We start from the raw sequence: 24,993 nt of genomic DNA, 5'->3' as shown, positions 1-24,993 counted from the left end.
ATCTGATGGGATGCGGCCGGTTCACAAGTGCGACGGGATCAGCCCGTGGCGGATCAGCTGGCCACGGAACTTGGACTTGGACTTCGACTCGATCTGGCGGATGCGCTCGCGAGTGACGCCGAAGACGACTCCGATCTCCTCGAGCGTGTCCGGCTCGTCGCCGTCGAGACCGGTGCGCCGGATGAGGACGTGCCGCTCACGCTCGGAGAGATGACCCAGGACGTGCCGCAGGCGTTCCTGAAGCTCCTTGCGGAGCAGCACGACCTGGGGCCCGGGCAGTCGGCTCGGCCCGATGATCAGGTCACCGAGGACCGTGTCGTCGCCGATGATCCGGTCCAGGGAGTCGGTGGGCCGGCTGACCCGGCGCACCTCCTCCACCTCGGCGAAGGTGAGGCCGGTCGCGTAGGCCACGTTGTCGACGGTCCGAGGGCGGCCCTCGCTCAGCAGCTTGCGCTCGGCGACGGCGACCTTGCTGACCCTTTCGTGCATATATACCGGCAGCCGGATCATGGTGCCCTCGTCAGCGATGGCCCGAGTCATGGCCTGCTTGATCCACCACGTCGCATAGGTCGACAGCTTGAAGCCCTTGGTGGCGTCGAACTTGCGGACCGCGCGCATCAGTCCGAGGGTTCCGTGCTGAACGAGGTCCTCGATGTCGAGTCCGTGCCCCTGGTGGCCGTGTGCGATCTTCCACACGAGCCGCTGATTGTGCAGGACAAGGCATTCGTAGGCATGCCACTGCTCGCTGCCGCGAGGCAGCGCCTTGATCTCGTCCGCCGGAACATCGCGGCTGAGGTGGTCAAGGCCACCGCGAAGGAGAACGGCGAGGCCCACTTCCTCTTCCGCCTTGAGCAGCACCTTGCCCAGGCTCCGCCGCCACCGGTCCTCTTCCAGCACGGCCCGGGCCGCGCGGACGGCGTCGGACAGTCTGTCGTCCGTGGCGGAAGCAGTGAAGCGGGCTACGCGCTTCTTGCCGGTCGGCGGCTTCGGCGACGCGGCTCCCGACACGGCAAGGAACGCCGGCCTCGCCGAGCGGGTCACCTGGCCACCCGTCAGAGCCTGGGCGACCGAGCGGGACAGACCCGGGCGGGTGATCGGGAAGTCCACGGTCAGCTCTCGCGCTTCGGCGGGACTGAGCCCATGGAGCCGCACGACGCCGTCGTGGGCCAGCTTGCCGACCTTGCCGTCGGCATCGGCGTAACGGGCCAGCATGCGCCGGGCCTGGGCCAGGCGTCCGGCCGCTTCACTGGGGACCGGCGCAGGTTCGGGGGCGGCATTCCACTGCGCCCCTGGCCGAAGCACGGGGGCGCCGGGTTGCGGAACTGACACTACGACAGGTTCCGCGGCGGAGGTCCGGCACCGTTTCCGGCGCGCGGATTTCACGTGAAGACCGACAGCGGCAAGCCCGTTGCGCAGCCTTCGTTGCTGCTCGTCACTCGTGAGCCCGAGCCGGTCCGCTTCCAGGGCAAAGGCCCGATGACTCACGAGGCCCGAATGAGGCGCGGATTGCCTCAGCCTCTCGATGACCGACGGCAACTCCGCCTCGATCGTGCGCCGTCTGGCCTCGGCCGTCGGCTCCCCACCCATAGCGCCCCCCAGTTGAGCGTTTGAGCACCCGGACTTCCGGCGAACGGTCTGCCGGGCGCAAGCAACACCCTAGAACGGACATGTTTACATCGTCAACACATTAAGCCGATCCGTTTACATGTTCGAGAAGGGTCAATTGACGGCGTCAACAGGTAGGGTGAGCGCGTTCGCGCAAGCCTCCCCTCGCACGGAAGGTCACCCATGCCGCAGCCCGACCGCCTTCCCGGCGCGCCCGAGTTCCGTATCAAGCTCCCCAAGGACGGTGGCGAGGCACGCGGGCATCTGCTCACCGAGTTCGGCGGGAACGGCACGCACAAGTTCCTCCTGCACGAGGGGTCGACGGTGGCGGCGGAGGCGTGGCCCGGGCTCGGTGACCACGGACGCCGGCTCCGTGCGGATCTGAGGGCGAGCGGCGCACTGGCCGACGCCCCGGTGGACCTCGACCGGCCCGGGACGCTGCCGCGATGGGTGGCCACGCGCGACATCCCGTGCAACTCCTCCTCCGCTGCCGCCGCACTGGTGTACGGCTATGACGCTTCTGGCCCGGAGTCCTGGCGAACCGCCGAGGGCCATCCGCTCGCCGACTACCTGTCCACCGCCTGGCGCGCTCCGCGCAAGGCATGGCTGGTGCGCGGCAACAACGTCTCGGGGCACAACCTGGTACGGCAGCTGTGGTTGAAGGAGGGGTTCGTCTCGCTCGCCGGTGCGCATCTGCCGCCCCTGGAGGAGGCCGATCCGACCAAGAGCGCGCTTCGTCGCTTCGTCGAGGGTGGGTACGAGGGGTCGGCCTCGTACAACCAGAAGCGCGGTCTTGTCGACGAGTTGCACGGATTCCTGACGCAGATGCGCGTCGGCGACACGGTGGTCACCATAGGCGACGGCCGGCTTCACCTCGGCCGGATCACCGGGGAGGCCGCGCAGACCGCGTCCCCCGGCGGCCTGTCCAATCTGCGGCGGTCCGTCTCCTGGCAGCCCGACAGCCACCCGTACGAGGAACTGCCGGAAGAGGTGCAGCAGAAGCTCTCCGTGCAGCATGACGTCGTCGACCTGACCGGTGTGCTGGAGGCGCTGGACGGGCTCGCCGCACCGGCCGGCCCTGTCGCGCCCACCGATCCCACCGCGTCCGACTTCCTGCCGGACATCACCGGTGCGCTCGCCGCAGACCTCCTCGTCCACGAGAAGGAATGGCTGGAGGACGTACGTGAACTGCTCGTCGACGAGCGGCAGATGGTCTTCTACGGTCCGCCCGGCACAGGCAAGACCTATCTGGCGATGAAGCTGGCCGAGCACTTCGGCGGCGGTCCCGAGCAGGTCAAGATCGTGCAGTTCCACCCGTCATACGCCTACGAGGACTTCTTCGAGGGGTTCCGGCCCGTGGAGGACGACGAGACCCGGGAGGTCGCCTTCCGGCTGACTGCGGGGCCGCTGCGGGAACTCGCCGATCTCGCCTCCCGAGAGGGCAATCGGAACATCCCGCACTTCCTGATCATCGACGAGATCAACCGGGCCAATCTCGCGAAGGTCTTCGGCGAGCTGTACTTCCTGCTGGAGTACCGGCAGCGGTCCGTCCGTCTCACCTACTCCGGGGACGATTTCGCGCTGCCTCCCAACCTGTTCGTGATCGGCACCATGAACACCGCCGACCGCTCGATCGCTTTGGTGGACGCGGCGATGCGGCGCCGATTCGCGTTCGTGGAGCTGTCCCCCCGTACCGAACCGACCGCCGGGCTGCTCGCACGGTGGCTGGAGAGCCAGGGCAAGGACGGGGAACCCGCTCGTCTTCTCGACGCGCTCAACGCCCGCATCGACGACACGGACTTCGCCATCGGGCCCTCCTACCTCATGAAGCCGGGCGTGTACCGCAAGGGCGGCCTCGACCGCACCTGGCGCACGAAGATCCTGCCGCTGCTGGAGGAGCACCACTACGGCGAGGGCCTCGATGTCGCCGCCCGCTACGGCCTCGACTCGCTGCGCGAGCAGCACCCGTGACCGTTTCCGCAGCCGCGTCCATGCCGGATGTGACGCTGCGCGAGTACGGGCCCGCGCTCTCCGTCCCACTCGCCGCCGAAGCCGGCCGAGCGCTGGCCGCCGCCGGAATCCTGCAGAGCGCGACCCCGGATCCCCGCCGGGAGGGGCACTGGCTGCTGCGGGCGGGCAGCAGGGTCGGCGCCGTGCGCACTCCCGGCGGTCCTGTCGTTCGGATCATGCCCAAGACCCCTGTGAGCCGGCTGTTCTTCCTTCTGGGCTTCAGTCTCGACCCGGCGCGTGCCTGGCGCGACAGCCGGGAGGGCACCGTCGACACCGGGGCTCACGACGACATCGTCCCCGCGCTCGCGCATGCCGTGGAGCGGCAGATCGACGCGGCTCTGCGCCAGGGGGTTCTCCAGGGCTACCGCGAGGTCGAGGAATCCGCGCTGGTCGTGCGCGGGCGGCTGCGCGAGGCCGAGCAGATCAGGCGGCACTTCGGCCGGACACCGCCCGTGGAGATCGTGTACGACGCGTTCACGGCCGACACCGCCGAGAACCGGATACTGCGCGCCGCCGTCGAGCGGCTGTTGCGGCTGCCCGGAGTTCCCGGGCCGGTTCGTCGGCGCCTCGCTCATCAGCGTGTGCGTCTCGCCGATGCCCGGCCTCTGATACGAGGGCAGGAACTGCCGCGCTGGCAGCCGTCGCGTCTCAACTCCCGCTATCAGCCCGCGCTGCGACTCGCCGAGGCCGTCCTGCGTGGTGCCTCGCCGGAGCACCGGCCGGCCGAGGCCGAACCGCTTGCCGTGGACGGCTTCCTGTTCGACATGAACAAGCTGTTCGAGGACTTCGTCACGGTCGCGCTGCGCGAGGCTCTTCGTGAGCACGGCCTGACCGCGCGGCTCCAGGACCCCCACCACCTCGACACCGCCGGTCTGGTGGGGATGCGTCCCGACCTCGTCGTCCGCACCGGGGACGGTCGCGCTCCGGTCGCCGTGGTCGACGCCAAGTACAAGATCGAGAAGGCCGACGGGCTCCTCAACGCCGACCTGTACCAGGCCCTCGCGTACGCCACGGTGCTCGGTCTGCGCGAGGCCCACCTCGTGTACGCGGCCGGACGGCAACCGGAGCGTTTCCACGAGGTCCTCGGAACGGCTGCCGGACAGGAGCGTCGAGGAGTGCGCCTGTACCAGCACACCCTCGACCTCTCCCGTACGCCTGAACAGCTCCTGTCGAGGATTCGGGAACTCGCCGGAAAGCTGACCGCGGCAGCACCACGTCCTCGGTCCTCAGACACCGCCACGCTGTAAGAAAGGGACATCATGCCCCGGCTTGCCTTCGCCCAGAGCTTCTGGGACGGCTACGACATGCTGGAGAAGCCGGTGCGAGCCGGTGTGCGCAAGGCCATGGGCAAGTTCCATGCCCTGACCGCCGCCGAACTCAACGCGGACAAGGGCCTGCATCTGGAGTCGGTGAACAACGCCCGTGACCCAAGGATGCGAACCATCCGCATCACCGACTTCTGGCGGGGCGTCGTTCTCGCACCCGACGACGGCAGTGATGTGTTCCTGCTGGTCAACGTCCTGCCGCACGACGACGCCTACAGGTGGGCCGCGAAGCGTCTGTACAGCGCGAACACGGCGACCAGGGCCCTGGAGGTACGCGACGCCGTCGCCCTGGACGAGCTGACGCCGCTGTACGAGACGGCTGCGGCGGACGCCCCCAGGCTGCTGTTCGCAGATGTCTCCGACGGTGCTCTGCGCGAACTCGGTCTCGACGACCAGGTGTTGCGCGCCGCGCGTTCCATGGTCGACAAGGCCCAGCTGGAAGCGTTCTCCACTCTTCTGCCGGAGGACCAGCTGGAGGTGCTGCAGTACCTTGCCGAGGACTTCAGCCCGGAAGTGGTCTACCGCGACGTCGTCGCCGTCCGCCGGCCCGCCGACGCACCCGCCGAGCCGGTCGAGGACCTCGCCACGGTGATCGCCAACACTGCGACGCGCATCCGGCTGGTCACCGGGCCCCAGGAGCTGGAGGAGGTGTTGCAGAAGCCGTTCGCAGCCTGGCGGGTCTTTCTCCACCCATCCCAGCGACGTGCCGCCTACCGCACCTCGTACGGGGGTCCGGTCCAGGTCACGGGCGGGCCGGGCACGGGCAAGACGGTCGCCGCCCTGCACCGGGTCAAGCATCTGCTGGGGCGCAGCGAAGACCGCCGGGTCCTGCTGACCACGTACACGAACGCGCTCGCCGCCGGGCTGCGCGAGATGCTCGGCCTTCTCCTCGACGAGGACGAGAGGCTGTTGGCCCGGGTCGATGTGACGACGGTCGACGCCTACGCCAACGGAGTCGTGCGTGCGAAGTCCGGGGCGATGCCGCAGCCGATCGGGGACAGAGAGCAGCGGCAGTTGTGGGAGAAGACCGTCAAGCAGCTTGAACTGCCGTTCACCACGCAGTTTCTGGCCCAGGAGTACCGGCATGTCGTACTCGGCCAGGACCTTCGCGATCTCGACTCCTACCTCGGCGCGAGCCGCCGCGGCCGCGGCACCGGCATGGGTCCCGCACGCCGCCGAGAAGTGTGGAGCGGCGTCGAACGGTTCGAGCAGTTCTTGCATGACCGGGGCGAGACCACACACCTGCGGGTCTGCACCCGAGCAGCGGAATTCCTGGCCGGCGAGCCGGCTCCGTACGCCCACGTCGTCGTCGACGAAGCGCAGGACCTGCACCCCGCGCAGTGGCGGGTGCTGCGTGCCGCTGTGACTCCCGGGCCTGATGACCTGTTCATCGCCGGCGATCCGCACCAGCGGATCTATGACTCCCGGGTGTCGCTCGGTTCCCTTGGTATCGCCACAGCCGGCCGCAGCTTCCGGCTGCGCGTCAACTACCGCTCCACCGAGGAGATTCTCACCTGGTCGGCGCGGCTCCTCGCGCCCGTCACCGTCGACGCGCTGGAGGGCGAGGGATCGGACTCGTTGGCCGGCTACCGTTCCCTGCTCCATGGACGCCGCCCGCAGGTCCAGGGGTACGGAACCCGGCAGGAGGAGACCGACGCCCTGATGGAACGCGTTCAGGCTCTGCTCGCCAATGGCCTTGCGCCACACGAGATCGGCGTGTGCGCACGCTTCAATCTCGCCCTCGACGCGGCCGAGGACAAGCTCAAGGCTTCCCGTATCCCGGTTCTCCGGGTCAAGGGGCAGTCCGCACCGGGGTCGCCGGGCGTACGGCTGGCGACCATGCACGCGATGAAAGGGCTGGAGTTCCGCGCGGTGTCCGTCCTCGGCGTCAATGAGGGCGCCGTACCGTTCGCCCGCGAAGTCACCCCACGTGAGGCGGACCCTCTCCAGCACGACGCCGACCTGCTCCGGGAACGCTGCCTGCTCTTCGTCGCCTGCACTCGTGCACGCGAGTCACTGAGCGTGACATGGAGCGGAACCCCGAGCCCGTTTCTGCCGCGCCCGGCCTGACCGGCCCGGGCGCGGACCGGTGCAAGTCACCCCTCGGCGGGGTGTCCCGCACCGAACTCATTCCTCCGGTGTCAGGGCGCCCGTGGCAAGGCCGTCACGGGCAACTTCGGCAAGCTGCCTGCTCAGCTCGTCGACCCGGCGCATGCCTTCCTCGAACTCGGACAGGGCCCGGAAGGCGGATCCATAGCGTCGCTGCTCGTCGATGCCCATGCGGGGGATGCGTGACCCCCGGGTGTCGAGGCGATAGGTCCCACTGGCGCTCGTGGACCGGCGGGTGTTGACGGAGCTCCGCAGGAAACCCTGGAGATAGTCGGTGTCGAGTTGCTCGCTGGCCGAAACCGGCTCCGAGTCCTCGTATGCGACGAGTCCGGCGCGGGCGAGATCCGCGACGCTGGTCGTCGCGCCGTCCAGTGAGCCCGGTCCGCCCCCGACCGTCAGCTCGGGCAGGAGGGCGGCGAGTCGGCGGATCCAGTCCTCCATCTCCTGGCGCAGGGCCGTGTACTCACCGGGATAGTCGCGGTGCCGGGAGCGGAGGTGACTGCCGGGGGTGAGATCGACGGTGTCGTCGAGGAGTTTGATCAGCGGCACGTCGGCGACCTGGTCGGAGCGTGGATCCAGACCGTCGTCGGGGCTGTTGCCGGTCAGGTCCACCATGCGCACGGTGCGGTTCGTGTCCGCGCTCCCCGTGTTCTCAGGACGCTGCAGACACCACAGGTGGACGGGCAGGGAGTGAGATGTCGCCGTCCCCGGCGGCAGGGCGACCACTTGACGCAGGATGCCCCGGCGTACGAGTTCTGCCCGGATGCGGCGTCCCGCCTTACGGTAGGCGACCGAGGCAGGCATGACCATGAGGACCTGGCCGCCGGGCTCGGCGTGCGCATACGCATGCTGGAGCCAGGCAAGCTCGCCCTCGGCCTTGGACGGGGTACCGAGCTCCCAGCGCGAGTCGAGCAGCAGCTCCTCCCGCCCCCACTCGGTCACACCGGCCGGCGGGTCGCAGACGACGAGGTCCGCCTTGAGATCCGCCCATTCGTCCGCACGCAGGGAATCCCCCGCCACGATGCGGACTCCCGATCGCCCCAGGAGGTCGGCACGGAGCTGTGCGAAACGGGCGCTGTCGGCGTCCACCTCCTGACCGCAACAACGCATGCCCGGCTGGGAGGCGACGGACAGCAGCAGCACCCCGATTCCGCAGGCGGGGTCGAAGACCACGGCTCCGGAAGGAAGTGCGGGAGCGAAATGGCACACGGCACGCACCACGCGCTCGGGAGTCACCTGATCCGATCCCGTCCGCCGAGCGGAGTCCATGAACCGTTCGGTCAGCCCGTGCACGAGGTCGGCGGGTGCCGCGGTGCGAGCGAGCTTCCGTACTCGAGGAGCGACGTCGTCCGGCAGCTCCGGCGCAGGCTTTCCGGCCAGCGCCGCGGCCACCTCGGTCAGGCCCGCAACCATCTGTTCCCCGTACGCAGCTCGCAGGGCCTGCCACAACTCGACCTCGGGTGACATTTCCTGACCCTTGCGCTGCTTGTCCAGCCAGCCCTGAACCTCGGCGAGCGCGAAGAGCGGACTGTTCGCGGCGCCTCCCGCCGGCGCCGGGAAGTCGTCATAGCGCCGACGCCAGTTGGAGACAGCAGCCCGGGTGACACCGGCCAGCCGAGCGATCTCGGCACCAGTGACAAGGGGGCCGACCGGTGAAGCCGCTTTATCCGTCATGCGTCCAGCGTACACGGATCGCCAGGACTCCATCCAGAAGACACTCTGTTGACAGTGCGCACAGACTAGTGTCAATGTCCTCCGTGTACCTGATCCGTCCTGGCAGGTGCGAGGTGTGGGGCGCCCTCGGCGCAGCCGCTCTCGTCGTGTTGTGTCCCGCGACGTGGGGCTGCCCGAACCTGCCTGCTGCACCTGCCCTCGTCCCGTCCGGCCACGAGGCGAAGCACTCCGGTGCATCCCGCCCTCGCTTCAGACTTCTCGCTCGCTGTTCCACGGAGGCTCGCCTTGGCATCGAACACCGCGGTACGCACCGTCTACCGGCTGACTGGTGTCGCACCCACCCCTGAGGCCATGTTGGACGTCCTTGACCCGGAGCTTCTGGACAGGCTCGGTGCCGATCTGCACTTCCCCGAAGCACTCGGAGTTCCGGCCGTGTACATCACCTGCGGGATGGAACTCACCGAGGCCCCGTGGTGCGACCCCATGGCACGCACCACCGGTGTCACAGTTACCGAAAGCGTCCGCCGCACCGCCGCCGTCCTTCTGCTCGCCGTCGACGGCGCGGCGTACGCCATAGGCTGCGACCAGGGGTACCGGCTGATCCCCGACCACCTCAAGGACAAGCGCTTCGGTCTCTCCTTCGCCATCCGGCAGATGGATCCGAACATGATCCGTGGGGCGGTCTCAAGGTCCCTCGGACAGGCACGCACCGACATCTCCCTGGTTCCGAGCGGCGCCCCGGTCCCGATGCTCGGCATCCGTGACCACTCGCGTGTCGTTCGCAGCCTGGGCGGATACCTCGACGACCTTCCACTCACCCGCTCGCGGTACACGCGTGGAAAGGCTGTCAGCGCCCAGGGCGGATGCGGATTGAGGATCGCCCTCGGGATCGAACCCGAGGCTCTGCTCTCCGACTTGCGGACCATCGCCAGAATCTGCCACGAGGACATCCCGCACCAGGAACTGGCGTTCGTCGACCACATCGTTCCGGTGGGCGACCCGACGGTCCTCGACGCCCTTGAGCGGGATCTGGACGACTGTCTCGGTCGGCCCGTCGATGGACGGATCTCTGCCGTCGTTCCTTCCGATCATCATGTGGCGTACACGGAGGCCACCGCGTACATGACCCGGATCAACAGCAGCGATGCTCGGCGCTCCGACGACTTCGACCTCGGCTACGTACTCGCTCGAGCCCGGCTCGCACCGCCCGGGCGGCGTGTCGAGGTGCTGCGTGAGGGGACGGTGACCCTTGCCAGAGACCGCTGGGCGGGTGCTGCCGACACCCTCGCTGCGACCAGTGCGCTGGCCTGGTTGGAGGCCGGCTCCTCTCTGGGCTCCAAGCGGTACTTCCTCCTGGAGGGCGAGTGGTACGAAGCCGGGGCCGCCTATGTGGCCGAGTGCCGAGCCTCCGTGGCGGCCCTGTTCTCTCCCGTGCCCTCCGTCTCGCTCCCCGCCTGGCTCGAGGGTGAGTCCGAGAACGCCTACAACAACAGGGTGGCCGACGAGCGGCCGGGCTGGTTCTGTCTCGACACCAAGAACGTGATCAATCCCCTCCGGCCGAGGGACCAGGTCGAGATCTGCGATCTACTCATGCCCGACGACACCCTGGTCCTCGTCAAGCGCGCAAGTGGTTCCGGCCCGCTGAGCCACCTGTTCGGCCAGGCCAGGGTGGCCGTGGAACTCCTCCAGGAGTCCGCCCAGGTCCGTGCAGAATTCGCTGCGAAGGTCACCCGGATCAGCGGAGGCAACCATGTGCTTCCCGACGACTTCACGCCCAGGCGGATCGTCCTTGCCATGCTGCTCAAGAACCGCGAGAGCCTGACCCCGGATTCCATCTTCGGCTTCTCCCAGATCACCATTGCCCAGACCGCGAAGGCCCTGGCCGCACGTGGAGTGGCTGTCGAGGTCATCGGGATCCCCGAAGGCGAGGCCGACACGCTGCCTCTACCTTCGCGTCATGTAGGGATCAGTGCCGGGATCCCTGGCTGAGCGTTCCGGACGCCGGTTCATTGGGATGACGGTCGCGTACGTCCAGGCGAAGTCAGTGTGACCCGATGGCCTCCGGTCCAGGCACCGAGACTGCCCGGACTCCCCGGCCGTCACGAGGGGCGCTGGTGGCCCACGTCCCGGGCCAGGTCCAGGCCGAGGACCCGGTCGAGGTGGGCGAAGGTCTCGAACTTGGCGCCCGGCGGTACATCGGACCGGTCCGCCAGCTCGGCCAGCAGGGCCAGGACGGCGGCGACGTCGAGATCCTCGGCGAGCGCCGCGTACGACTGCCGCAGCAGGTCGGCGGGGATCGGCCGGGACGGCTCCTGCGCCCAGTCGGCGACCGACCGGCGCCAGTCGCGCAGTGTCCGCCTGGCCTCGGCGAGCGCGGCGCCGGTGACCGTGACGGGTGTTCTGTAGGGGCTGGTCAGCAGCAGCAGGCGCACGGCCAGCGGGTCGGCGGTGTCCGCCGGATCGGGTGTGCCCGGGACCGGGAGGTCTGGGGTCGGTGGGGCCGTGGTGACTCGGCCCACCTCGATCAGGGCGCCGCCCTCGGCGCCGGCCGGGTGGGTGCCCTCGGAGACCACGTGGACGTCGGCGGGGCCGCCCAGCGCCGCGTCCGGGCGGTGGGCTCCGACGACTGCGGGGGGATGGATGCCGAGTACCGCCATGACCCGGTCCAGGGCGCGGGCCCGGTCGGGTGTCAGCTCCGGGGTGGTGAGGACCGTGATGACCTGGAGGCCGTTCAGCTCGGCGGTGCGTGCCAGTACGTCGCCGATCAGCGGGACGCGCAGGTGCACGGGGCCCAGCCCGATGCCGGTGTCCGCCCCCGTGCCGATGTCCGGCAGCTGGACGCGGCTGCGCAGCAGGTGGCGTGGGGCGGCGGGGACTTCCACGAGGTGGCCGGTGCGGGTGTCGGTGATACGCAGCATGATGCGGAGGCTAGGCCGTGTCCGGGGGCCGGTCCTGTTGCCACGCCTCGCGCGCTTCAGGAGGGGGCGTCGGGGAGCTCCGTGGCCGAGCGCATGTAGTCGTCGATGATCCGGTGGACCGCGCCGCGGTGGTCGGCCGGGTCGCCGTCGAGGCCGGCGGCGCGGAGGGCAAAGGCGCCGAACAGCTCCCAGCCCAGCAGCTGAGCGACGGCCAGGGCGAAGGCCTCACGTACCTCCGCGCTGTCCTGCGCCCCGAGGGACACCGCGGCGTCAAGCGCCGACGAGCGTTCCTGGAAGGAGGAAGGGGCCCGGTTGCTCAGCGCCAGCCAGGACACCAGGCGCACGTAGTCCATGCTGCGCTGTTCCTCGCTGCGGAGCCGGGCGAGTGCCTCCAGCGGGTCGGAGGCCGTGCGTACCGCCTCCAGGGTCTCGCGCTCCGACACGTCCAGCACGGCACGGATGAGGTCCTCGCGGCCGCCGATGTAGTGGTGGATGAGGCCGTGATTGACGCCGGCGTGCTGGGCGACATCGCGGAGCGACACCGAGTCGGGGCCGCGTTCGGCGAAGAGGGCCCGTGCGGAGGTGACCAGTGCGGCCACCGTCTGTTCCCGGCCCAGCCGCGGTCGGCGGCCGGGACGGTTCGCGGGCTCGTCGTGCTTGTCGTGCTTGTCGGAGGACATGTTCTCGACTTTAGTCACTCGTCTAAAGTGAAGCGATCCGGGTCGGGGCAGCGCTGCCCGGCCGGTGAAGGAGAGAAGGCAAGTGGAGGTCTTGAACAATGGAAACGCGTGAGTTCGGCGACGGTGGTCCGCAGCTGTCGGTGGTGGGCCTAGGGTGCAACAACTTCGGGATGAAGCTGGACGCCGAGGCGAGCCGGGCGGTGGTGGCCGCCGCCCTGGACGCGGGTATCACCCACTTCGACACCGCTGAGATGTACGGCGACGGCAAGTCCGAGGAGTACCTCGGCGCCGCCCTCGCGGACCGCCGCGACGAGGCCGTCATCGCCACCAAGTACCTTCCGCGGCCGCAGGACGAGCCCTGCACGCCGGGCGCTCTCGCGACGCGCATCCGCGAGGCGTGCGAGTCGAGCCTGCGCCGTCTGGGTACCGACCGGATCGACGTCTACTACCAGCACTACCCGGACCCCGAGGCGCCGGTCGAGGAGGTCGTGGAGACGCTCGACGAGCTGGTGCGGGCCGGCAAGGTGCTGCACGTGGCCACCTCGAACGTGGACGCGGGGCAGATCACCGACTCCCGCCAGGTCGCCGAGAAGCTCGGGCTCGCCCGCTTCACCGGGGTGCAGGCCGAGTGGAACCTGCTTGCGCGCGATGTGGAGGCCGGTGTCGTTCCGGCGGCGCGGGCGGCGGGCATGGGCGTCGTGCCCTACTTCCCGCTCGCCTCCGGCCTGCTCACCGGCAAGTACGCCGCCGGGCAGCCCTACCCCGAAGGGTCGCGCTTCGCGCTCATCCCGTACTTCGCCCAGGTGGCGACCGAGGAGAACTTCCGCAAGGTCGATCAGCTGACCCGGTTCGCGGCCGACCGCGGGCGGAGCATCATCGAGCTCGCCTTCGGCTGGCTCCTCGCCCAGGACGGTGTCGCCTCCGTCATCGCCGGCGCCACCACCCCCGAGCAGGTCGCCGCCAACGCCGCGGCGATCGGCTGGGAGCTGGATGCCGAGGAGCTCGCGGCCGTGCAGGACATCCTGCGCTGAACCGCCGCACACCCACGATCGAGAAACAGGACCTTTCATGACCACTTCACAGGACACCTTCCAGGGCAAGGTCGCCGTCATCACCGGGGCCTCCGCGGGCATCGGCGCCGGCTTCGCCGAGCACGCCGCCTCGCTCGGGATGAAGCTGGTCCTCGCCGACATCGCCGAGGACCGGCTGGCTGCCATGGTGCGGGCGCTGGCCGACAAGGGCGCCGAGGTCGAGGGCGTCGTCACCGATGTCGCCGACCCGGCGTCCGTGGAGGCGCTCGCCGAGCGGGCGTACGAGCGCTTCGGCACGGTCGATCTGCTGCTCAACAACGCCGGGATCATGGCGATGGGCTACTCCTGGGAGATCCCCGCCGAGCGCTGGGACGCCATGCTGCGGATCAACATCGGCGGGTACGTCAACGGCATCCGGGCCTTCGTGCCACGGCTGCTCGCCCAGGGCGGGAAGGCGTGGGTGGTGAACGTGTCGTCCGTCGGCGGGTTCCTGCCGAGCCCGCTCATGGCGCCGTACAGCGTGACGAAGTTCGGCACCCTGGCGCTGACCGAGTCGCTCGCCTACGAGTTGCAGATGAAGCAGTCGGACATCCAGGTGTCGGTCGTCTTCCCGGACTCCGTCCAGAGCGAGATCTTCAAGGTCGACGCTCCCGGCCAGGAGGCTCAGCCGGAGGTCGCCGCGTTCAACGAGCAGCTCCAGGCGCGGGCCGACTCTGTCGGGATCACGCCGCTGGAGCACGCGCGACGGTGCTTCGAGCAGATCGCGGAGGGGCGCTACTGGGTGTTCCCGCAGCCGGAGATGGTGGACGCGGCGCTGCCGGCGCGCACGGACATGATCCTGGGGCGGCACAACCCGGTGCTGAACCCGAACGTCTGACGCGATACGTCCGGGCGATGAAGAGGCGGGGCCCCCGTCCCCCTGGCATTCATGCACGGATGCCGGAGGTGCCCCGCCCCGTCGCTTCTCGCCGCGTCACTTCTCGCTTCTCACTTCTCGCCTCTCGCCTCTCGCCTCTCGCTTTTCACTTCTCCTCGGTCAGCTGCTCGTCCAGTTCGTCGAAGAGCAGCTCGCCGTGGTCGATCTGGCCGGTCCGGTAGGCGGATCGCGCCACCAGATGGGCGGCGACGGGGCCGGTCATCAGCTGGAAGAAGCCGATCAGCGCGAGGGTGGCGAGGTCCATGCCGCTGCGCAGCCGCAGGGCTACCCCGGCGAGGACCAGGAGCATGCCGAGGGTCTGCGGTTTGGTCGCGGCGTGGCTGCGGGAGAGCACGTCCGGCAGCCGCAGCATCCCGATCACGCCGAGCAGGCAGATCGCCGCGCCGATGAAGACCAGGGCCGCGCCGGCCAGGTCGAGGATCTGGAACCAGACGTTCACTGCTTCCTCCTCTCGGAGGTGTCGGGGCCGTTCCCGTTCGTTCCGTTTCGCGGCGGCCTGTCGCGTACGGCGATGAAGCGGGCGATGCCGACCGACCCGGTGAATCCCAGGAACGCCAGCACCAGCATGATCGGGAAGTAGAACGAGTCCCGTGCGAAGGCGGACTTGGCGCCGAGGCCCGCGATGATCAGGGCCGCGCACACATCGAGCGAGATGGCCCGGTCGAGCATGGAGGGGCCTCGGCGGATGCGTTCGAGCAGTGCCGCTCCGGCGACGACGATGACCACGACGGCCGCGGTGAGCAGTGCCCGGTCGACGGTCTCCAGTGCGCTCATGCGTCGCCCTCCCGGTCGGGTGCGGTCGGTGGGGGCGGTGCGGCGACGCGGGCGATCTCGTCCGCGGTGCCGAAGGCCCGTACGGTGAGCCGTTCCAGGCGCCAGACGGAGCGGCGCGCCGCGTCGAGCACGGCGGGCCGGTCCGCGTCGAGGACGTGCAGGAAGACGGTGGCCGTGGCGCGGCGTACCTCGACGACCGATCCGCCGGGCACGTTGGAGACGGCCACGGCGGTGGCCGCGAGCATCAGGTCGGAGCGGCAGCGCAGCGGTACGGCGATGACGGCGGCCCGGTGCGGGTGGTCGACGAAGATCTGCCGGGTGACGCGTACGCCCGAGGTGTACATGTCGTAGAGCAGATATCCGGCGAGCATCAGGATGCCCCAGGGGTGCAGGCGGAGTCCGAGGTCGACACGGGGCAGCGGGAAGGCCAGGCAGACGGCCACGGCGACGATCGCGCCGGTGAGCAGGTTGGCCGGGTTCGGGCTGGACCAGAGCAGCACCCAGATGACGGTGAGCCAGGCGATGAGCGGGAGGTCGAGCACGCGTCGTCGGCGTCCGACGAACTCGCAGCTGAAGGGTGGCAGGTCCTTGTTCCGGAAGGACAGCCTGAGCAGGCGTTTCACCGGCCGAGCACCGCCTGTACGTAGGGCGCCCGCGCGATGAGTTCGGCGGCCGCGCGGTCGGTGTAGGAGGTCAGGGGGCCCGCGAAGACGGTGAAGGCGAGGCCGAGTGCGACGGTCGCCGCGGTGGCCCAGGTCATCGGCAGGGGCAGTTTCGTCGTGGTGGTGACGGCGTGCCCGTGGAGGGTGGCCGCGACCGCCCGCCCGGCGGGCTGGTGGCGGGGACGGACCGGTTCGTCGCCGGTGCCGGGGATCCGGTCGGGGCCCTCGTCCCCGTCGTCGTCCTCGTCGGAGTCGGACTCCAGGACGGTGCCGGTGGCGGCCTGTCCGGGCGGCGCGGCCCGCCAGAACGCCAGGTTCCAGACCTTGGCCATCACGTACAGGGTGAGGAGGCTGGTCACCGCCGACCCGGTCACGAGGATCCACGCCCAGACGCTGCCGTCGGCGACGCCGGCCCGCATCAGCCCGAGCTTGCCGATGAACCCGGACAGCGGCGGGATGCCGGCCAGGTTCATGGCGGGTACGAAGAAGAGGGCGGCGAGCAGCGGGGCGGCCTTGGCGAGGCCGCCGATGCGGGTGAGTTCGGTGGTGCCGCTCCGGCGTTCGATCAGCCCGGCCACCAGGAACAGCGTGGTCTGGACGGTGATGTGGTGGGCGACGTAGACGATCGCGCCGCCGTACGCGTCCCGGGTGGCGAGGCCGATCCCGAAGACCATGTAGCCGATGTGGCTGATGAGGGTGAAGGAGAGCAGCCGTTTCAGGTCGGTCTGGGCCACCGCTCCGAGGATCCCGACGACCATGGAGGCGAGCGCGGCGGCCATCAGCAGATCGCCGAGCCGGTTGCCGGGGAAGAGCAGGGTCTCGGTGCGCAGCATGCAGTAGACGCCGACCTTGGTGAGCAGACCGGCGAAGACGGCGGTGACCGGGGCGGGTGCGGTCGGGTAGGAGTCGGGGAGCCAGGCGGCGAGCGGGAAGACGGCGGCCTTGATGGCGAAGACGGTGAGCAGCATGGCCTGGATCAGGGTCTGGACGCCGAGCGGGAGTGCGGCGAGGCGGCCGGCCAGTTGGGCGAAGTTCGCGGTGCCGGTCGCCGCGTACGTCATGGCGATGGCGGTGAGGAACAGCATCGACGAGAACAGCGAGATGACCACGTAGGTGGAGCCCGCGCGGATGCGGGGTCCGGTGCCGCCGAGGGTGAGCAGGACGAAACTGGCGACCAGCATGATCTCGAAGCCGACGTAGAGGTTGACGAGGTCGCCGGCGAGGAAGGTGCAGGAGACTCCGGCCACCAGGATCAGATAGGCCGGGTGGAAGACTGCGACGGGGGTCTCCTCCTCCCGGTCGGCCATGCCCTGTCCGAGGGAGTAGACCAGCACGCAGAGGGTGACGGCCGATGAGACGGTCAGCATCAGTCCGGACAGCCGGTCGGCGACCAGGGTGATGCCGAGCGGCGGGGCGAAGTCGCCGAGGTGGACGGTGAGCGGGCCGCGCATGTCGGCGACGGTCATCAGAGTGACGGAGAGCCCCAGTACGGCGGTGAGCACGGCGACGCTGATGAGGCGTTGGACCTGTTTGAGGCGGGTGCCGAAGGCGAGGCTCAGGCCGGTGGCGCAGAGCGGCAGCAGCACCGGCAGGGGGACGAGTGCGTTCATCCGGTGGCTCCCGGGTCGGCGTCGGTGCGGTCCTGCTGGGCCGCGTAGTCCTCGGGGTCGGCGCCCAGCACGTCGTGCCAGAGGTCGCCGGTGGCGTCCCGGCCGCGGGCCTGCAGGGCTCGGTCGGCGCGCAGCCGGGCGCGCAGTCTGCGGCGCTCCTCGCGGTACCGGGCGCGTTCCTCGTCGGTGACGTCGTCGGCTGCCCGGTACCGCTCGCGCAGTTCGTCCCGCTCGCCCCGTACCTCGGAGCGCAGCACGATCCTGCGGTCCTCCAGATCGTCGTGGACCTCGTCGGTTCCGGTCAGCTGGTGGCTGCGGTAGGCCATGGCGAGGAGGAACGCGGTGGTGGCGAGGGTGATGACGATCGCGGTGAGGGCGATCGCCTGCGGCAGCGGGTCGGTGACCCGTCCCAGCGGGACGCCGTAGAGGAGGGGTTCCGCGCCGGCCCGGCCGCCTGCGGCGAGGACGAGCAGGTTGATGCCGTTTCCGGCGATGACGGCGCCGAGCAGGATCCGGGTGAGCGGGCGGGTGAGCATGAGGATGCCGCCGACCGCGCAGAGCACCGCGGCGGTGGCCAGGAGGGAGACGCTGACGGTCATCCGGGGGTGCCTCCCGTGCCGGGTGCCGGGCGCGGGGGCGCGGCGGAGCCCGCGGCGGCCTGCTCGGCCGCCGCGCGCTCGATCTGGCGGTCGATCTTGGCGCCGAGCGCGCGCACGATGTCCAGCACCACGCCCAGGACCAGCAGATAGACCCCGAAGTCGAAGAGCATGGGCGTGCCGATGTGGTAGTCGCCGATCAGCGGCAGCCGGCCGTGGTGGGTCCAGGCGTGCAGGACCGTTCCGTCGGCGAGGCCGAGCAGGGCGACGCCCGTGGAGAGGAACAGCCCCAGGCCGGTGAAGAGTCCGGGCTGGAGCGGGGCGGCCTCGGCCAGTTCGAACCGTCCGCCCGCCAGGTAGCGGGTGATCAGGGCGAGTCCGGCGACGAGCCCGGCGACGAAGCCGCCGCCCGGCATGTTCTCGGCACAGAACAGCAGGTACACCGAGAGCACCAGGACCGGGTGGAAGAGCAGCCGGGCCACGACCTCGAAGACGATCGAGCGGTGCTCGGGCGCCAGCGTCGAGCCGGCCGCGAGCCAGCTTCGCTCCGGCGCCCCTTCGTCGCCGTGCGGCAGCCCCGTCATCCCGGGTGCCGTCAGCGACCAGGCGGTACGCCCCCGTGCCTCTTCGCGCGGCGACGATCCCTCGGTCCGGCGGTGCAGATAGATCAGGCTCGTGACGCCGACCGCCGCCGCGGCGAGTACCGCGGACTCCCCCATCGTGTCCCAGGACCGCAGGTCGACGAGGATGGTCGCCACGACGTCCTTGAGCCCGTGGTGGGATACCTCCTCGACCATGGCCGCGCCCGCCGGGGCGCCCGTGCGGGCGGCCGAGGCGACCCACACGACCACGCCGAGCGTGGCCGCCGCGGCCAGCGCCACCGGGATGCGCACCGCGCGCCGCCAGGTGCTGACCGACTCCTGGAAGTGCACCGGCATCCGCCGCAGCACCAGCACAAACACGATCATCGACACGGTCTCGACGCAGAACTGGGTGAGCGCCAGGTCCGGGCCGCCCTGGACGACGAAGAGCAGCGCCGCGCCGTATCCGGTCAGCCCGGCCAGGACCACCGCCTTCATCCGGCGGCGGACGGTGAGGCAGCAGAGCGCCGCCGCACAGGTCAGCAGGGCGACGGCGCCCTGGAGCGGGACGTCCCAGACGCGCGGGGCCACCGCTCCGCGCCAGGGCCGGTCCACGCCGAGGACGGTGAGCTGGCCGGCCAGCATCACCAGCAGAGTGGTGGCCAGGTAGCCGGAGAGCGAGCCTCGCTGGACGAAGCCGGTGAGCTGGAGGGAGAGCCGTTCCAGGCCGAGCAGCAGGTGTCCGAAGACGCTGTCGGCGGTCGGCCAGGCGATCCGCCGGGAGAACCGGGTCACGGTGGTGCGCCCCGTGAAGAGCAGCACACCGCCCGCGGTGGCGGCCGCCGAGAGCAGCAGAGCGGTCCCGAAGCCGTGCCAGAGGGCGAGGTGGTACGGGTGCGCGGACGGCGGGAAGGTGTCGGCGTACGCGCTGAACAGCCGGTCGGTCCAGCCGACACCCGGGCCCAGTACCAGCCCGCAGAGCGCGAGCAGGGCGGGCGGTGCGAGGAAGGCCCGGCCGACCGGGTGCACCGGGGTGTCCTCGGCTCCCGGCTTGCGGAAGAAGGCGCCCCAGACGAACCGCAGGGTGTACGCGACGGTCAGCGCCGAGCCCGCGACCGTGATGCCGAGCGCCCAGCGGTCGGCGGTCGATCCGTGCAGCAGCGCGTCGAACGCGGCCTCCTTGGCGGCGAACCCGAGCAGCGGGGGCAGGGCCGCCATGGACGCGGCGGCGAGCACCGCGACCGCGCAGACGTGCGGCAGCGCCCGGCCGACGCCGGAGAGCCTGCGCAGATCACGGGTGCCCGCCGCGTGGTCGACGATGCCGGTGACGAGGAACAACGGTGCCTTGAACAGTGCGTGACCCAGGATCATGACGGCGGCGGCCAGCGCGGTGTCCCGGTTGCCGGTCCCGGCGAGCAGGGTGAGGAAGCCGAGCTGGCTGACGGTGCCGTAGGCGAGGACGAGTTTGAGGTCGTTCAGGCGCAGCGCCCGCCAGCCGCCCAGCAGCATGGTCGTGGCGCCGAGGACGATCACGACCGGCCGCCAGACGGGCACGTCGGCGAAGCCGGGCGCGAGCCGCGCGACCAGGTAGACCCCGGCCTTCACCATCGCGGCGGCGTGCAGATAGGCGCTGACGGGGGTGGGTGCGGCCATGGCGTTCGGCAGCCAGAGGCTGAACGGCCAGATCGCCGACTTCGACAGGGCCCCGCACAGGATCAGCACCACCGCGACGGAGACGGCGAGGTCCGCCCGGGGCGGGTCGGCGAGGATCGCGGAGATGCGGTACGTGCCCGCCGCCTGACCGATCATCAGGAAGCCGACGAACATCGCGAGGCCGCCGAGGGTGGTCACGGTGAGTGCCTGGAGCGCGGAGCGGCGGCTGTGTCTCTGCTCGCTGTCGTACCCGATCAGCAGGAACGAGAAGACCGTGGTCAGCTCCCAGAACACATAGAGCGAGATCAGGTCGTCGGCGAGGACGAGCGCGAGCATGGCGCCCGCGAACGCCAGGAGATTACCGGCGAATCCGGCCAGTTGCGGGGTTCCGTCGGTGAAGTACGAGGCGCAGTAGAGCAGGACGAGCGTGCCGATTCCGGCCGCGAGCAGCACCATCAGCTCGGCGAGAGCGTCGAACCGCAGCGCGACGGTGACGTCGTACGCCGGCATCCACCGCCACGACCAGGTGACCGCGGAGCCGGACGCAGCGGTGTTCCACTGCGTGGCCGCCCACACGGTGGCGGCGGCCGGTGGCAGGGCGAGGACGACGAAGGCGCGTCTGCCCAGCGCCCGTACCAGCGGTCGCGCGAAGGCAGCCAGAACGAAGTGGCAGACGATGAGCGCGGTCATACGGCCCCGGGGGACGTTCCGCGCCCGCCGTGGACGGGTGTCCCGGGCCTGGGCGATACGTAACGGGCAAATAGCACCCAATACAGATATATCCCCGACCGCGCTTCACCCCTACGGCGCGCCGCGCCCGTCGCCTCGCGGTGGGTTCACCCGGGCGTCCCGGCCCGCTGCCCGGACCGGGGCGAATCGGCCCGGCCGGTCACGGTGGCGGAGATGTGCGTGACCGGTGTTGTACCTGTGAGCCCGCTTTCTTTTCATTTTTTCACTGTGACTAATATCTATCTGTCGAAGTTCTCAACGGATTTGACCAGTCCCGAGGCTGGCATCATCAAGGAGCACGCCCTGCGCACGCGCGCCTCACGGCGGACCGAATCGACCACCATGTCGCTGCGGACAGCCCTGCTCGTTCTGGCCATCGTTCCCGGCGTCGCACTGGCCGCCCTCTGGGCCGTCACCAGTGGTCAGACCCTGCTCGACTTCCAACGCCAGGCCGCTCAGGGGCAGCTGGCGCAGAAGGCCGGCCAGCCGTCCAACATCGTGTACTACAACCTCCAGGCGGAGCGCCGGCTCAGCGCCGAGGCGCTAGCCCGGCACAAGGGCGCCACCGAGGAGCTCCAGCAGCAGCGCAAGCTGACCGACGAAGCCGTCGAGAGCTTCCAGTCGCTCTCCGACGTGGCGACCGACGACGCGCCCGCCGAGGTCCGTGACGCGGTCGGCAGGGCCCGCGCGGCCATCAACCAGTTGCCGGCCCAGCGTGCCCTCGTCGACGACGGCGGCAACGACCAGCAGAAGGCCGTGTACGGCTACTACACGGACCTGATCGCGGTCGACCTCCAGCTCTTCGCGGCGCTCAGCCATGTCGACAACGGCCGGATCACCACGCTCTCGCAGCCGCTGGTCGACCTGTTCTGGACCAAGGAGATGATCTCCCGCTCGGACGCCCTGCTGGCGCGCGGCTGGTCCAAGGGGAAGCTGAGCACCGAGGACCTGAGGCAGGTCCGGGAGGCTGTTTCCGGCCAGGAACTCCAGTACTCCACCAAGGTCGTTCCCCAACTGCCCGCGGACGAGAAGGCCATGTGGGAGAAGATCACCCGCAGTTCGGCCTGGAAGACCAAGACGCGGGTGGAGAACGAGGTGCTGCGCCCGGCCGGCGCCGACGCGAAGGGGTTCGTCGCCCTCGACGCCCAGGAGAAGACCTGGCGCGGAGCGATGGACGAAGTCACCCCGCAGATCGAGAAGCTCCTTGAGCACCGCACCGCCAGTGTGGTCGAGGAGGGCAAGGGCAGCGTCATGTCGCTGCTGTTCAAGATGGTGCTGACCACCGTCGTCGGCCTGGTGGCCGTGATCGCGGTCATCTGGACCACCTGGCGCCTCACCCGCAACCTCCGCCGCCGGATCGGCAGCCTCCAGGAGCGGGCCGAGGAGCTGGAGAAGGCCCTGCCCGACGTCGTCGAGCGGCTCGGCCGGGGCGAGCGGATCGATGTCGAGGCCGAGGCGCGGGCCATCGAGCACGACAGCAAGGGCGGCCGGAGCGACGAGCTGACCCAGCTCGGCGACGCGCTCAACCTGGCGCGCACCAGCGCGCTGGCGGCGGCCGTCAAACAGGCCGACCAGCACCGCGGCTTCGAGCGGCTGCTCCAGCGCATCGCCCGCCGTACCCAGCAGTTGATCGGCCAGCAGCTGAAGAAGCTGGACGAGCTGGAGCGCAAGCACGAGGATCCCGAGGTGCTCGACGGGCTCTTCGACCTGGACCACCTCACCGCCCGACTGCGGCGGTACGAGGAGAACCTGGTGATCCTCGCGGGCGGTTCCCCGCACCGGCGCTGGCGCAAGCCGGTTCCGCTGCTGGACGTGATGCGTTCCGCCCAGGGCGAGGTGCAGGACTACCGGCGCGTGGTACTGGACCTGGACGGCAGCCCCTGGTTGTCGGAGCGGGCCGTCGGCCCGGTCTCCCACGTGCTCGCCGAGCTGATCGAGAACGCGCTCAGCTTCTCCCGGCCGCCCAGCCCGGTCGAGGTCAGGGCCGCGAAGGTGAGCCGGGGTCTGGCCATCGAGGTCGAGGACCGCGGACTGGGGATGGAGGAGGAGCAGTTGGCGGCGGCCAACGAACTGATGGTCCGGCCGCCCCGGATGGACGTGCTCGCCCACTCCGACGACATCCGTCTCGGTCTGTACGTGATCGCGCGCCTCGCGGACCAGCACGGCCTGCGGGTGGAGTTCCGCTCCTCCGCGTACGGCGGTACCCGCGTGGTCCTGCTCGTCCCCGACGAGCTCACCGTCCCCGAACCGCGGACCGGTCCGGTCGGCGTGCCGGCCCCCGCGGCCGACGCCCCCGCCGCCGCACCCGTGGCCCCTGCGGCCCCAGCGACCGACGGCGCGCTGCCCACCCGGGTCCAGGGCCAGGCACTGGCCGGGGTCACCGCGCTGCACACGTCGGGCGCCCCGTACACCACCACCGAGCAGCCGTACCCGGTCGCCGAACAGCCCTACCCGGCCCCGGAGCAGGAGCCCTACCGGCCGGAACAGGAGCCGGAGACGCCGTACGCCGCGCCCGCCGCGCCGTACGCCGCGCCCGCCGCGCCGTACGCCGCTCAGGAGAGCCCGTACGGCCAGGCCGAACGGCCGTACATGACGGCCGCCGGCCAGTACCCGGTGGACCGGCCGCCCTACTCGGCACCCGAGGGCGGGTTCCCGGGCGACCAGCCCACGTACCCGGCGTCCGAGGGCGGGTTCCCGGGCGACCAGCCGTCCTACGAGGCGCCCCGGGACGAGTTCCCCGGTGACCGGCCGCCTTACGCGGCGCCCGCCGAACCGTACGCGGCCCCGCAGCCGTACGCGGCCCCGTACTCGGCAGCCCCCGGAACGGACCACGTCTCCCTCCCGGTTCCCGCGCCCCGGCAGTTGGAGCCGGAGAGCGGCCGGCCCGCCCGGTTGCCGGTCCCGGAGCCCGACCACCCGGCCCCGCCGGACGTCGCGGCCGTCCGCGCCGCCCAGGACGCGGGGCCCGGGCCCGACCGGCCCGCCCTTCCCGCGCCCGGTGCGGAACCCCCGCTGCCGCGCCGGGTACGGCAGGCCAGCCTGGCCGATGAGCTGCGACTCGACCCGGCGGCCTCCCGGCCCGCCGCACCGCAGCCGACGAGCCCGTCCGAGAACCCGCAGCCGCGGCCGGCGCCGCGCCGGGCAGGCGCCGCGATCGGGGCGTTCCAGCGCCGTTCCCGCGCCGCCCGCGCGACCGACGAGACGCCGGAGCAGCCTGCACCGCCAGCCATCCCGCTCCCCACGAGAGAAGAACGGCCATGACACGCACAACCGCCACCCACCAGGACCTCGACTGGCTGCTCGACGGCCTGGTGGACTCGGTGGCCGAGACCCAGAACGCCGTCCTGCTGTCCGACGACGGCCTCGTGGTGAGCCACTCGCGCACCATCGACCGCGCCGACGCCGAGCGGCTGGCCGCCATCTGCACCGGTCAGCAGAGCCTGGCCCGCGGCGTCGGCCAGCTCTTCAACGGCGGCGGCGTGCACCAGGTCATCGTCGAGCTGAACGACCTCTGGCTCTTCATCATCGCGGCCGCCCAGGGCACCCACCTGGCCGTGATCGCCTCCCAGGAGGTGGACGCCGAGATCATGTCGCTCGCCATGCACAACCTGGTGCAGCAGGTCGGCCAGAAGCTCACCACGCCGGCCCGCGGCGAGTTCGACGCCTTCGGTACCGGGGACGGGCAGCGCGCGTGACCCCGCACTGGGAGGAGGAGGCCGAGGAGGACGGTGCGGGCACGATGGTGCGCCCGTACACCATCACCCGGGGCCGGACCGCTCCCGAGCGGGACGACTTCAGCCTGATCACCGTGCTCACGACCGCGCAGGACCCCCGGGACGAGCACGGTGCGCCGGTGCGGCCCGGGCGGCTCCAGCCGGAGCACCGGATGATCCTGGAGCGCTGCCGCCGCCCGGCCGCGGTCGCCGAGGTCGCCTCCGACCTCGGCCTCCCGGTGTCGGTGACCAAGATCCTGCTGGCCGACCTCGTCGCCCAGGGCCTGCTGCTCGCCCGCGCCCCGCTCTCGGTGGCGCGGGTGGCGGGCGGCCGCGACATGGGCCTGCTGGCCGCCGTTCGAGACGGACTCCGGAGACTCTGAACC

The 24,993-nt window shown here is 70.6% G+C and carries 19 protein-coding genes; 9 read left to right on the top strand and 10 right to left on the bottom strand.

Annotated features, from left to right (window positions below):
* Positions 1-21: 21 nt before the first annotated feature.
* The gene (locus ACGF8B_RS08010; protein WP_392735810.1) at positions 22-1,212 is read right to left on the bottom strand and encodes an RNA polymerase sigma factor RpoD/SigA; all 1,191 of its coding nucleotides are present in this window, start codon (positions 1,210-1,212) and stop codon (positions 22-24) included.
* A 576-nt stretch (positions 1,213-1,788) separates the two neighbouring features.
* Between ACGF8B_RS08010 and ACGF8B_RS08005 the strand changes: the two genes are divergently transcribed.
* From ACGF8B_RS08005 to ACGF8B_RS07995, 3 genes are read left to right on the top strand one after another with little or no spacing between them, the layout of a single operon-like run.
* Positions 1,789-3,576 (top strand): AAA family ATPase, encoded by a 1,788-nt coding sequence (locus ACGF8B_RS08005; protein WP_392735808.1) that lies wholly within the window; start codon positions 1,789-1,791, stop codon positions 3,574-3,576.
* A gap of 20 nt (positions 3,577-3,596) precedes the next feature.
* A complete protein-coding gene (locus ACGF8B_RS08000) occupies positions 3,597-4,862 on the top strand; it encodes an McrC family protein (protein ID WP_392736466.1) in 1,266 nt (421 codons plus the stop codon).
* 12 nt (positions 4,863-4,874) lie between these two features.
* A complete protein-coding gene (locus ACGF8B_RS07995; protein WP_392735806.1) occupies positions 4,875-7,010 on the top strand; it encodes a UvrD-helicase domain-containing protein in 2,136 nt (711 codons plus the stop codon).
* Between the two features lie 57 nt (positions 7,011-7,067).
* Here ACGF8B_RS07995 and ACGF8B_RS07990 read toward each other — a convergent pair whose 3' ends face one another.
* On the bottom strand, positions 7,068-8,723 hold the full coding sequence (locus ACGF8B_RS07990; protein ID WP_392735804.1) for a class I SAM-dependent DNA methyltransferase: 1,656 nt from the start codon (positions 8,721-8,723) through the stop codon (positions 7,068-7,070).
* Positions 8,724-9,008: 285 nt separating this feature from the next.
* Between ACGF8B_RS07990 and ACGF8B_RS07985 the strand changes: the two genes are divergently transcribed.
* Complete coding sequence (locus ACGF8B_RS07985; protein ID WP_392735802.1) at positions 9,009-10,712, top strand: TIGR04141 family sporadically distributed protein; 1,704 nt, start codon at positions 9,009-9,011, stop codon at positions 10,710-10,712.
* Between the two features lie 110 nt (positions 10,713-10,822).
* Here ACGF8B_RS07985 and ACGF8B_RS07980 read toward each other — a convergent pair whose 3' ends face one another.
* Together ACGF8B_RS07980 and ACGF8B_RS07975 are read right to left on the bottom strand one after the other, a co-directional pair.
* Positions 10,823-11,641 (bottom strand): hypothetical protein, encoded by an 819-nt coding sequence (locus ACGF8B_RS07980; protein ID WP_392735800.1) that lies wholly within the window; start codon positions 11,639-11,641, stop codon positions 10,823-10,825.
* Positions 11,642-11,697: 56 nt separating this feature from the next.
* Positions 11,698-12,321 (bottom strand): TetR/AcrR family transcriptional regulator, encoded by a 624-nt coding sequence (locus tag ACGF8B_RS07975; RefSeq protein WP_392735798.1) that lies wholly within the window; start codon positions 12,319-12,321, stop codon positions 11,698-11,700.
* A gap of 98 nt (positions 12,322-12,419) precedes the next feature.
* Here ACGF8B_RS07975 and ACGF8B_RS07970 point away from each other — a divergent pair, with 98 nt between their 5' ends.
* Both ACGF8B_RS07970 and ACGF8B_RS07965 read left to right on the top strand, forming a co-directional pair.
* Entirely contained in the window at positions 12,420-13,352 is a 933-nt protein-coding gene (locus tag ACGF8B_RS07970) for an aldo/keto reductase (RefSeq protein ID WP_392735796.1), read from the top strand.
* Between the two features lie 37 nt (positions 13,353-13,389).
* Positions 13,390-14,229 carry an SDR family NAD(P)-dependent oxidoreductase gene (locus ACGF8B_RS07965; protein WP_392735794.1) on the top strand — a complete coding sequence of 280 codons (840 nt, stop codon included), beginning with the start codon at positions 13,390-13,392 and terminating at the stop codon, positions 14,227-14,229.
* A gap of 145 nt (positions 14,230-14,374) precedes the next feature.
* Here the strand turns inward: ACGF8B_RS07965 and mnhG are convergent, their stop codons facing one another.
* The 6 genes from mnhG to ACGF8B_RS07935 are packed head-to-tail and all read right to left on the bottom strand — an operon-like array spanning position 14,375 to position 20,855.
* On the bottom strand, positions 14,375-14,728 hold the full coding sequence (gene mnhG / locus ACGF8B_RS07960; protein ID WP_392735792.1) for a monovalent cation/H(+) antiporter subunit G: 354 nt from the start codon (positions 14,726-14,728) through the stop codon (positions 14,375-14,377).
* Entirely contained in the window at positions 14,725-15,063 is a 339-nt protein-coding gene (locus ACGF8B_RS07955; protein ID WP_392735790.1) for a monovalent cation/H+ antiporter complex subunit F, read from the bottom strand. The genes mnhG and ACGF8B_RS07955 overlap by 4 nt, the downstream gene beginning before the upstream one ends.
* The gene (locus ACGF8B_RS07950; protein ID WP_392735788.1) at positions 15,060-15,686 is read right to left on the bottom strand and encodes a Na+/H+ antiporter subunit E; all 627 of its coding nucleotides are present in this window, start codon (positions 15,684-15,686) and stop codon (positions 15,060-15,062) included. Before ACGF8B_RS07950 ends, ACGF8B_RS07955 begins: the two co-directional genes overlap by 4 nt.
* Positions 15,683-17,335 (bottom strand): Na+/H+ antiporter subunit D, encoded by a 1,653-nt coding sequence (locus ACGF8B_RS07945; RefSeq protein WP_392735787.1) that lies wholly within the window; start codon positions 17,333-17,335, stop codon positions 15,683-15,685. The genes ACGF8B_RS07950 and ACGF8B_RS07945 overlap by 4 nt, the downstream gene beginning before the upstream one ends.
* Positions 17,332-17,934 carry a Na(+)/H(+) antiporter subunit C gene (locus tag ACGF8B_RS07940; RefSeq protein WP_392735785.1) on the bottom strand — a complete coding sequence of 201 codons (603 nt, stop codon included), beginning with the start codon at positions 17,932-17,934 and terminating at the stop codon, positions 17,332-17,334. The genes ACGF8B_RS07945 and ACGF8B_RS07940 overlap by 4 nt, the downstream gene beginning before the upstream one ends.
* Positions 17,931-20,855: a Na+/H+ antiporter subunit A gene (locus ACGF8B_RS07935; protein ID WP_392735783.1), complete on the bottom strand. Its 2,925-nt coding sequence runs from the start codon at positions 20,853-20,855 to the stop codon at positions 17,931-17,933. Before ACGF8B_RS07935 ends, ACGF8B_RS07940 begins: the two co-directional genes overlap by 4 nt.
* A 303-nt stretch (positions 20,856-21,158) precedes the next feature.
* Between ACGF8B_RS07935 and ACGF8B_RS07930 the strand changes: the two genes are divergently transcribed.
* The 3 genes from ACGF8B_RS07930 to ACGF8B_RS07920 are packed head-to-tail and all read left to right on the top strand — an operon-like array spanning position 21,159 to position 24,990.
* The gene (locus ACGF8B_RS07930) at positions 21,159-24,155 is read left to right on the top strand and encodes a nitrate- and nitrite sensing domain-containing protein (RefSeq protein WP_392735781.1); all 2,997 of its coding nucleotides are present in this window, start codon (positions 21,159-21,161) and stop codon (positions 24,153-24,155) included.
* On the top strand, positions 24,152-24,589 hold the full coding sequence (locus ACGF8B_RS07925) for a roadblock/LC7 domain-containing protein (RefSeq protein WP_124721110.1): 438 nt from the start codon (positions 24,152-24,154) through the stop codon (positions 24,587-24,589). Before ACGF8B_RS07930 ends, ACGF8B_RS07925 begins: the two co-directional genes overlap by 4 nt.
* A complete protein-coding gene (locus ACGF8B_RS07920) occupies positions 24,586-24,990 on the top strand; it encodes a DUF742 domain-containing protein (RefSeq protein ID WP_371098985.1) in 405 nt (134 codons plus the stop codon). The genes ACGF8B_RS07925 and ACGF8B_RS07920 overlap by 4 nt, the downstream gene beginning before the upstream one ends.
* The last annotated feature ends 3 nt before the right edge of the window (positions 24,991-24,993 follow it).

Source organism: Streptomyces sp. NPDC047917 (genome assembly GCF_043204345.1).
In the GTDB taxonomy this organism is placed as follows: Bacteria; Actinomycetota; Actinomycetes; order Streptomycetales; family Streptomycetaceae; genus Streptomyces; species Streptomyces sanglieri.
This window is presented reverse-complemented; position numbering and strand designations above follow the sequence as displayed.

Coding starts and splice junctions, on each gene's coding strand:
- ACGF8B_RS07995 (WP_392735806.1), top strand. CDS start 4,875: ATGCCCCGGCTTGCCTTCGCCCAGAGCTTCTGGGACGGCTACGACATG.
- ACGF8B_RS07940 (WP_392735785.1), bottom strand. CDS start 17,934: ATGACCGTCAGCGTCTCCCTCCTGGCCACCGCCGCGGTGCTCTGCGCG.
- ACGF8B_RS07955 (WP_392735790.1), bottom strand. CDS start 15,063: ATGAGCGCACTGGAGACCGTCGACCGGGCACTGCTCACCGCGGCCGTC.
- ACGF8B_RS07945 (WP_392735787.1), bottom strand. CDS start 17,335: ATGAACGCACTCGTCCCCCTGCCGGTGCTGCTGCCGCTCTGCGCCACC.
- ACGF8B_RS07975 (WP_392735798.1), bottom strand. CDS start 12,321: ATGTCCTCCGACAAGCACGACAAGCACGACGAGCCCGCGAACCGTCCC.
- ACGF8B_RS07990 (WP_392735804.1), bottom strand. CDS start 8,723: ATGACGGATAAAGCGGCTTCACCGGTCGGCCCCCTTGTCACTGGTGCC.
- ACGF8B_RS07980 (WP_392735800.1), bottom strand. CDS start 11,641: ATGCTGCGTATCACCGACACCCGCACCGGCCACCTCGTGGAAGTCCCC.
- ACGF8B_RS07935 (WP_392735783.1), bottom strand. CDS start 20,855: ATGACCGCGCTCATCGTCTGCCACTTCGTTCTGGCTGCCTTCGCGCGA.
- ACGF8B_RS08005 (WP_392735808.1), top strand. CDS start 1,789: ATGCCGCAGCCCGACCGCCTTCCCGGCGCGCCCGAGTTCCGTATCAAG.
- ACGF8B_RS08000 (WP_392736466.1), top strand. CDS start 3,597: ATGCCGGATGTGACGCTGCGCGAGTACGGGCCCGCGCTCTCCGTCCCA.
- ACGF8B_RS08010 (WP_392735810.1), bottom strand. CDS start 1,212: ATGCTGGCCCGTTACGCCGATGCCGACGGCAAGGTCGGCAAGCTGGCC.
- ACGF8B_RS07925 (WP_124721110.1), top strand. CDS start 24,152: ATGACACGCACAACCGCCACCCACCAGGACCTCGACTGGCTGCTCGAC.
- ACGF8B_RS07965 (WP_392735794.1), top strand. CDS start 13,390: ATGACCACTTCACAGGACACCTTCCAGGGCAAGGTCGCCGTCATCACC.
- ACGF8B_RS07970 (WP_392735796.1), top strand. CDS start 12,420: ATGGAAACGCGTGAGTTCGGCGACGGTGGTCCGCAGCTGTCGGTGGTG.